General features: G+C 41.4%; 7 protein-coding genes. 5 read left to right on the top strand and 2 right to left on the bottom strand.

The features are described from left to right. The first annotated feature begins 40 nt into the window (after positions 1 to 40). The 4 genes from CXF78_RS08555 to CXF78_RS08540 all read left to right on the top strand — a co-directional run bounded on the left by CXF78_RS08555 (position 41) and on the right by CXF78_RS08540 (position 4,706). Positions 41 to 307: a DUF4212 domain-containing protein gene (locus CXF78_RS08555; RefSeq protein WP_011637017.1), complete on the top strand. Its 267-nt coding sequence runs from the start codon at positions 41 to 43 to the stop codon at positions 305 to 307. 12 nt (positions 308 to 319) lie between these two features. Beyond that, the gene (locus CXF78_RS08550) at positions 320 to 2,038 is read left to right on the top strand and encodes a sodium:solute symporter family protein (RefSeq protein ID WP_102036519.1); all 1,719 of its coding nucleotides are present in this window, start codon (positions 320 to 322) and stop codon (positions 2,036 to 2,038) included. Between the two features lie 131 nt (positions 2,039 to 2,169). Continuing rightward, positions 2,170 to 4,017, top strand: coding sequence for a DUF294 nucleotidyltransferase-like domain-containing protein (locus CXF78_RS08545; protein ID WP_102036518.1), 1,848 nt, complete (start codon positions 2,170 to 2,172; stop codon positions 4,015 to 4,017). A gap of 44 nt (positions 4,018 to 4,061) precedes the next feature. After that, positions 4,062 to 4,706: an exonuclease domain-containing protein gene (locus CXF78_RS08540; RefSeq protein ID WP_374702275.1), complete on the top strand. Its 645-nt coding sequence runs from the start codon at positions 4,062 to 4,064 to the stop codon at positions 4,704 to 4,706. Positions 4,707 to 4,761: 55 nt separating this feature from the next. Here CXF78_RS08540 and CXF78_RS08535 read toward each other — a convergent pair whose 3' ends face one another. Continuing rightward, positions 4,762 to 5,844 carry a ketoacyl-ACP synthase III gene (locus CXF78_RS08535; protein ID WP_102036516.1) on the bottom strand — a complete coding sequence of 361 codons (1,083 nt, stop codon included), beginning with the start codon at positions 5,842 to 5,844 and terminating at the stop codon, positions 4,762 to 4,764. A 119-nt stretch (positions 5,845 to 5,963) separates the two neighbouring features. After that, entirely contained in the window at positions 5,964 to 6,638 is a 675-nt protein-coding gene (locus CXF78_RS08530; RefSeq protein WP_011637022.1) for a GntR family transcriptional regulator, read from the bottom strand. 201 nt (positions 6,639 to 6,839) lie between these two features. On the opposite strand from CXF78_RS08530, the gene gmhB reads away from it, so the two are divergent. Beyond that, positions 6,840 to 7,400, top strand: coding sequence for a D-glycero-beta-D-manno-heptose 1,7-bisphosphate 7-phosphatase (gene gmhB, locus CXF78_RS08525; protein WP_011637023.1), 561 nt, complete (start codon positions 6,840 to 6,842; stop codon positions 7,398 to 7,400). The last annotated feature ends 551 nt before the right edge of the window (positions 7,401 to 7,951 follow it).

Genomic DNA, 7,951 nt, shown 5'->3' with positions numbered 1-7,951 from the left:
TTAACAATGGCTTTACAAAAAATAACTTAGGGGAGTCGCAATGAGTTTTGAAAATAACGATAAGGCAGCGGGTTACTGGCGTGAGAATTTACGATTAGTACTTAGCTTGCTTGCAATTTGGGCTGCAGTGTCATTTGGCTGCGGTATTTTACTAGTTGATGTGTTAAACGAAATTACCTTTATGGGATTCAAACTGGGTTTCTGGTTTGCGCAGCAGGGTGCAATGTATGTATTCGTGGCGCTGATTTTTGTTTATGTAGCGAAAGCTAATACATTAGACAAAAAATACAATGTTCAGGAAGACTAAGGAGCACTAAAAATGGATGTTCAAACACTAACATATTTAATTGTCGGCGCGACTTTTGCGCTGTACATCGGGATCGCCATTTGGTCTCGAGCGGGTTCAACTAAAGAGTTTTATGTAGCCGGTGGTGGCGTTCACCCTGTTCTAAATGGTATGGCAACTGCAGCGGACTGGATGTCAGCAGCATCGTTTATTTCATTAGCCGGTATTGTGTCTTTTACCGGTTATGATGGCTCTGTTTACCTTATGGGTTGGACTGGCGGTTATGTGCTATTAGCCTTATGTATGGCACCTTATTTACGTAAATTTGGTAAGTTTACGGTTCCAGACTTTATTGGTGATCGTTACTACTCTCAGACTGCACGAACTGTCGCAGTTATTTGTGCCATCTTTATTTGTTTTACTTACATTGCAGGGCAAATGCGTGGTGTTGGCGTAGTGTTCTCTCGTTTCTTAGAAGTTGACGTAGAAACCGGTGTGTATATTGGTATGGCAGTGGTGTTCTTTTATGCTGTATTAGGTGGCATGAAAGGGATTACTTACACTCAGGTAGCACAATACTGCGTACTTATTTTTGCCTTTATGGTTCCTGCTATCTTCATCTCTGTAATGATGACGGGTCATATATTGCCGCAAATTGGTTTTGGCGCTGAGATGATTGATGCCGCAGGTAATGGTACGGGGGTGTACTTACTCGATAAGCTCGATGGATTATCGGCAGAACTCGGGTTCTCCCAATATACCGAAGGCTCAAAATCGATGATTGATGTGTTTTTCATTACTGGTGCATTAATGTTTGGTACAGCGGGCTTACCGCATGTGATTGTACGTTTCTTTACTGTACCTAAAGTAAAAGATGCACGTATTTCAGCGGGCTGGGCATTAGTCTTTATCGCTATTATGTACACCACTATTCCTGCATTGTCTGCTTTCTCTCGCGTTAATATGATTGAAACCATCAATGGACCAGAATCAACTGGCGTGCCTTATGAAACAGCGCCAACGTGGATTAAAAACTGGGAAAAAACGGGTTTAATTACATGGGACGATAAGAATAACGATGGCAAGATTTTTTACACCAATGGTGAAAAAAATGAGATGAACATTGACCGAGATATTATGGTTCTTGCCACGCCTGAAATTGCTAATCTTCCAGCATGGGTTATTGCACTAGTTGCCGCGGGGGGGTTAGCCGCAGCCTTGTCTACCTCTGCGGGTTTATTACTGGTAATTTCAACATCTGTGTCGCACGATTTACTCAAGAAAAATCTAATGCCGGATATTTCGGATAAGAAAGAGTTAATGTATGCACGAATAGCCGCCGGTTTCGGGGTTGTTATGGCGGGTTATTTTGGTATTAATCCTCCTGGATTCGTAGCCGCGGTGGTGGCCATTGCATTTGGTCTCGCTGCAGCCTCGTTATTCCCAGCTATTATCATGGGTATTTTCTCTAGAACCATGAATAAAGAAGGTGCTATTTCAGGCATGGTGATCGGGCTATTATTTACGGCTAGTTATATTGCCTACTTCAAGTTTATCAATCCGGCAGCCAATTCATCTGAAAATTGGTTACTGGGTATCTCACCAGAAGGTATTGGTATGGTGGGAATGATGGTTAACTTTGGTGTCGCTTTTGCTGTCAGTAAAGTCACCGCTAAAATCCCTGACGAAATAGTCGCAATGGTTGAGTCAATTCGTTTCCCTAAAGGGTCAGGCGAAGCACACGATCATTAACCTGCGGTTATCAACACTGTTTAAAAAGAGCGCTTAGGCGCTCTTTTTGTTGGGCTTTAGTCCTATAGCAGATAAGCGAAACGCTTTGCTATAGTGATATTGTTCGCCCATGCACAATAGGGAAATGATTAATGGATGCCAGTGAGTTACAACCAGTAGAACAGTTTTTAGCGGCTCATTCGCCTTTCGACACGCTACCTAAAGAGAGTATTCAATATTGTGCTAGAAAGATTAGCATCGGTTATTACAGTAAAGCGTCTGCCTTTGTTGAGTTCGATAAAGACAATCCAAAATTGTACATTGTTCGTAGCGGTGCATTCGAAGTGCGTGACCCTGAAGGTGTGTTGGTTGACCGAGTTGGCGAAGGTGAGTGTTTTGGTTTTTCCACCTTATTATCGGGTGAAAAAGTGGTTAATAAAGTGGCTATTTTAGAAGATGGTTTGGTTTATCATTTACCACAATCAGTCTTTGCCAAATTACGTTCCGAACATCGGAGCTTTGATCAGTTTTTTGCCCGTGCTTTTGCTAAACGCCTACGCAATGAAACTAAATTTAGTGCTAAAGACTTGACCACGACTAGCCGTATTACTTCCATCATGTCATCTCAGCCTATTATCATCGACGCTCACGCCAGTGTTATGGATGCGGCTAAATTAATGCGTGAACACCGGGTTTCATCGGTGCTCGTTATCGATAATCAAAAATTAACCGGTATTTTGACCGATCGAGATTTACGTAATCGAGTTATGGCAGAAGGCTTAGACGTCAATACGCTGGTGAGTCAAGCCATGACCATCAATCCCGTGACAACTCACGCCAACGCGCTAGTGTTCGAAGCAATGTTGGCGATGAGTGAACATAATATTCACCACTTACCTGTGGTTGATGGTAGTCGTGCATTAGGGATGATCACCAGTACTGATATATTACGTTCGCAAAGTTCGCAGCCCTTACTGCTTATTGGCGAAATAGGGCGGCAAGGTAGTATCGAAAAGCTTATTCAAGTGAGTAAGCAAATTCCGTTACTATTGCAAAATTTGATCAGCGCAGATGCTAGAGCAGAAGAAATAGGTAGAGTATTAACGTCGGTAACCGATGCATTAACGCGTCGGCTAATTGAATTGAATCAACAAATTTTAGGTCAAGCACCAATGGCGTTTTGTTGGTTGGCTTTTGGTTCCCAAGGTAGGCAAGATCAAGTTGCTTGTTCTGACCAAGATAATGGTTTATTGCTGGCCCACGACCCCGATGAATTTGCCGCCGCTTATTTTGAAGCATTAACAAAAGCAGTATGTAAGGGCTTAGATGAATGTGGTTATATTTATTGTCCTGGTGACATTATGGCGCAAAACCCCAAATGGCGCTTATCACTGGTGAAGTGGAAAGGGCTGTTTTCAAGATGGGTGAATACCCCAGAACCAAAAGCCTTAATGCATGCCAGTATATTTTTTGATATGCGCCCAGTGTTTGGGCCATTGAGTTTATTCAGTGAACTGCAAGATGATGTTTTAGCATCTACACAAAATAATGATATTTTCCTTGCCGGAATGACGGGCAACTCGTTAACTGAATCACCACCATTGGGCTTTTTTAGGAAGTTTGTCCTTGAGCGTGATGGTAGTGAGGTGAAAGGCATGGATTTAAAACACAAAGGAAGTGCATTAATTAATGACATTGCCAGAGTGTATGCCTTAAGTGCTGGCATCAAAGAGGTTAATACTGCTAAGCGGATCAGAGCGTTAATGGACGCTAATATTATTAATCGTAAAGATGCACTTAATTTGGCGGATGCCCATGAGTTCATTGCGCACATGCGTTTAGCTAATCAAGGCTATCAAGCCACCAATAACTTACCTGTGAACAATTATCTAAAACCACAACACCTTTCTTCATTAATGCGCCATCAGCTTCGTGATGCATTCAAAGTAGTACATGATGCCCAAGCAGGTATAAAACTTAAGTTCATGAGGAGCTTTTAGTGGCCAGTTTTTGGTGGATAAAAGCGGTGTTATGGCGTAAAAAAATGACCACTTTACCTTCATTACTCAACACGTATTTAGAAGCAATAACGCCTGCGTTAACAAAACCATTTCTAGATGCACCTTTGATGGCGATTGATCTTGAAATGACTGGCTTAGATCCAATCCATGATCAAGTCATCAGTATCGGTTTAGTGCCGATTATCAACGGGGTCATTCCGCTTGATAAAGCACAACATATGATGATTTCTATTAGCGGCAGTGTGGGGCAGAGCGCGACGGTTCACGGTATTGTGGATAACCAATTGCACATGGCCTTAACGTTAGCAGAGGCAATTGATTGGTTTTTATCAAAAACAAAGGGCTATATTTTGGTCGCGCACCATGCACCGTTGGACATACAGTTTATTCAGCAGCAGTTGATACGCTGTTTTGGACAATCAATTCCGTTGGTATTTATTGATACACTAGCCATAGAAAAGAAGCGCTGCTTAATGCAACAGCCTGTATTAAAAGAAGGTTCGTTACGCTTGAATGCAAGCCGTGAACGTTACCGTTTACCCGTTTATTCTGCTCACAATGCGCTTATTGATGCATTATCTTGTGCTGAATTGTTGCTGGCTCAAGTTTCGGCGATGGGTGATATTAAAAAGTTGTCGGTTAAAGACTTAATCAATGTGTCTCGTTAGAAAAGAAAAAAGCCAGTCATCGAGACTGGCTTGTCTATTAAACACTGAAGACAGCTTATTCTGCTTTTTTAGCTTTATTGAAAAAATAATCAACTGCAGGTTTAATCAATTCAAGTGCGGTTTTATCGCAAGGCGGTAATGCAGCATCACTGGTGTTAATTGGCGTGGTGCGTTCCCCCCATTTTAGCAGTAAGGCCGCTGAGGTTAATCCAGCACCAAACGCGCAAGACAGAATAGTCTGATTGGCTTCAATTCTACCTTGAGATAACGCATCGCAAATCGCAATCGGGATAGTCGCTGCAGACGTATTGCCATAATCAGCGATATTGACGAAGGCTTTTTCTTTTGGAATTTTCATTCGGCTGACTAGCGTATCGATAATACGTTCGTTTGCCTGATGTGGAATAACAAAGTCGACATCGTCGATGCTGATACCACAGTTGTCTAATACCTTATTACTTAAACTTCCCATGCCATGAATTGCACGTTTAAACACATCTTGACCATTGATATGAATGTAAAAATCCAATGAGTCATTGTCAAATCTATCCATCTGGGTGCCAAAGTTAGACTTTAAAATATCGCGACCTTCAGGATCGTTATTTAATTCATAACCTAATACACCACCAGGTTGGTCACTGGCCTCAAGTACAACTGCACCAGCTCCGTCACCAAATAACACTGCTGTTTCACGTCGAGACCAATCCAAATAAAAAGATAAACGTTCAGCGCCAATAATCAGAATCTTCTTACTTTGGCCACTCTTAATCATTGAGCTGGCCAAGCCAACACCATACAAAAAGCCACTGCAAGCAGCGTTAATGTCAAATGCACCACAGGTAGCACCAATATTTGCCTGTACCGTTGATGCAATATTGGGGATCAAGGTATCAGGGCTGGCGGTGGCCAGAATAATTAAATCTAATTCACTGCCATCAATCCCTGCTGCGGCAAGCGCATGCTTAGCGGCAACCGAAGCCATTTCAGAAGTATTAACGTGACTAATGTTACGCTTACTAATTCCAGTACGTGTTTTGATCCATTCATCTGTCGTTTCCATGAATGTCGCTAAATCGTCATTGGTCAATGTTGCGGGTGGAACTGACTTACCCCAACCGGTAATGTGTGCATACTGCATAAGAAGTTCTCTCAATATGTTTCAATAGTTAATTAAATTTATTTACAACATCAATGGTCTGACATTAACCAGCTGATGTTAAATGCTTAAATGATCATGACTAAGGTTTATTATTGTTATTATGACTTAATCTTTTGTTCTACCAGTTTCGTGATCGAAGCCGAAGCATGCAAGATATGCTCACGCAGTAAAGTTGTGGCTTTTTCGATGTCGCGATTTTTACATAATTCGAGTAACACTCGATGTTCTCTTTCAGCGATAGGTATCCCGCCAGTAAATAACAACTGCAGACGAATATAGCGATCGCAATTAGTGTTTAAACCGTTAACCACTTCCATTGTATGAGGACGATTAGCTGCTTGGTATAAACGGGTATGGAATCGAGTGTTCAGTTCACTCCAACTTGCTACTGATTCTTTCAGTTTAAATGCCAATTCAAGTTGAACCAGTACGGCTTCAGCTTCAACAAGATCTTTGTCAGATAGGTTAGGGATGGCCTTAGCCAACAAATCTGATTCGATCATAGCGCGCAGTTCAAATAATTCAGTGACTTGTTCAACAGATAACAATGTTGCCGTTGCGCCTTTGTGTGGTTCGAAATTAATCAAACCTTCAGCTTCTAATTGAACTAAAGCTTCACGAACGGGAATTCGACTTACATTTAACTGTTCTGCTATAGCAGACTGCCTAAGCGGTTCTCCTCCTTGTATATCACCAGAAAGGATCCGTTCTCTGAGCGCCTCAACAACAAGTTGCGTACGCGTTTTATGAATAATAGGAGGTATATTGCTCATGTATTCTATAATAATCACTAATTTCTTCGGGCAAGGGTAACGCTTAGCCGCCGCTTTATAAAGTGAAACCTATACAATTATGCAGATTAAGCTCATAAAACCGCGGTAAATGAACAAATTAACAAAATTATTCAGATTATCTGGCCCCAAATTCATCTCAATGGGATAATCGACACAGTATAGAGTTTAAGGAGTGTTAGGTTGAATAAAGCAGTATTTCTCGATCGTGATGGTGTGATCAATAAAGACAATGGTTATGTTCATACCGTGGACGACTTTGAATATATCGACGGTGTATTTGAAGCGTGTCTCGCATTAAAGCAGATGGGTTACCTATTAATAGTGGTGACCAATCAATCTGGCATTGCTCGTGGTATGTACAGTGAGGATGATTTTCATCATTTAACGGAATGGATGGATTGGAACTTTGCCGATAAAGGTGTCGAACTTGATGGTATCTACTATTGCCCGCATCATCCACAAAAAGGCCTAGGTGAATATAAGCAAGATTGCGATTGCAGAAAGCCCAAACCCGGCATGATGCTAGATGCTGCAGAATTTTTGAAAATTGATATGAGCCAGTCAGTCATGGTGGGCGATAAAGCTGATGATATACGCGCAGCAAAAGCGGCTGGCATTAACACTGCCATTTTGGTTCGTTCAGGTAAAGTAGTAGACGAAGCCGGAATTGAACTTGCGAGTGCAGTTGTTGACAGTATCGCTGATGTTCCGAGTCTGCTAAGTCAATTACTCGCCAAATAATAGAATCGCGAACTAAAAGCTATTATTTCAGCTGTTCATATTTAAGCTTTCACCACTTATATATGAACAGCGATTTTCAATGTAACCATTTACCACGTTTTAGTCTTTCTCTTCCTTTCTATACTAATCAGCTTATTTTTTGCTGATACAAATCCCCTTAGCCAAATAAAGATATGTCATCCAATAAGGCTAAATCGTTCGCGCTACAAAATGCGGCTACGGAGTTAACATGAAATTAACGTCGTTTCAGTAATTTTTTAGACTCAACATGCTAAATTACCCGCTTATACTACTGTGAGCCGCATAATAAGCCTTATATAGGTAACTAATATAAATTTGATGTTCGCTATAGCATGCAAATTTTGCCTATAAAGTCAGCGAAAACATCAATAAACATGGCTTTAAGTTCAAATAGTGTGCAGTTGGGGCGTAATAACCATTAAAACCGTAGAAAGCCCTTGCGCTATAAATTGTTTTCCCTATAATACACCCCACTGACACGGAACGCAGCGTCTAACGCTAGTTACCAAGTCCGCTCTTTAACAATTTAT

The sequence above is a fragment of the Shewanella sp. 11B5 genome (genome assembly GCF_002836795.1).
GTDB lineage: Bacteria > Pseudomonadota > Gammaproteobacteria > Enterobacterales > Shewanellaceae > Shewanella > Shewanella frigidimarina.
This window is presented reverse-complemented; position numbering and strand designations above follow the sequence as displayed.

Coding starts and splice junctions, on each gene's coding strand:
- CXF78_RS08550 (WP_102036519.1), top strand. CDS start 320: ATGGATGTTCAAACACTAACATATTTAATTGTCGGCGCGACTTTTGCG.
- CXF78_RS08540 (WP_374702275.1), top strand. CDS start 4,062: ATGACCACTTTACCTTCATTACTCAACACGTATTTAGAAGCAATAACG.
- CXF78_RS08545 (WP_102036518.1), top strand. CDS start 2,170: ATGGATGCCAGTGAGTTACAACCAGTAGAACAGTTTTTAGCGGCTCAT.
- CXF78_RS08555 (WP_011637017.1), top strand. CDS start 41: ATGAGTTTTGAAAATAACGATAAGGCAGCGGGTTACTGGCGTGAGAAT.
- CXF78_RS08535 (WP_102036516.1), bottom strand. CDS start 5,844: ATGCAGTATGCACACATTACCGGTTGGGGTAAGTCAGTTCCACCCGCA.
- CXF78_RS08530 (WP_011637022.1), bottom strand. CDS start 6,638: ATGAGCAATATACCTCCTATTATTCATAAAACGCGTACGCAACTTGTT.